1 protein-coding gene is annotated in these 443 nt (G+C 65.0%); it reads left to right on the forward strand.

Going from position 1 to position 443, the window contains the following annotated elements; all coding sequences use genetic code 11:
- Nucleotides 1-27: 27 nt before the first annotated feature.
- Nucleotides 28-443: transglycosylase domain-containing protein (locus OR16_RS39230; RefSeq protein WP_192816492.1), on the forward strand; the 416-nt coding region annotated here is incomplete at its 3' end.

Below are 443 nucleotides of genomic sequence, written 5' to 3' on the forward strand. Positions count from 1 at the left end.
CGGCACCTCTAACTAGGTATTTCCCTTATGGCCACAGCACAACAGAAGCCGTCCCTACCTGCCCGACGTCCGATCTGGATGCGGCTAACCTTTTGGGCCGTGGGCCTGCTGGTGGCCGGGATCGTGGCGGTGGCGCTGCTGGTGGGATACGCGCTGCTGGTGGCCGCGCCCAACCTGCCATCGCTCGACACCATCACGGACTACCGCCCGAAGATCCCCTTGCGGATCTACACGGCCGACAACGTGCTGATCGGTGAGTTCGGCGAGGAGCGGCGCAATTTCGTGCCGATTGCGGAAATACCGGACGTCATGAAGAAGGCCGTGCTGGCCATCGAGGACGACCGCTTCTACGAACACGGCGGCGTCGACTTCGTCGGCGTGCTGCGCGCCGGGCTGGCCAACCTGCGCGGCGGGTTGTCGCAGGGCGCCTCCACCATCACCAT

This window comes from Cupriavidus basilensis OR16, from assembly GCF_000243095.1.
Lineage (GTDB): Bacteria > Pseudomonadota > Gammaproteobacteria > Burkholderiales > Burkholderiaceae > Cupriavidus > Cupriavidus basilensis_D.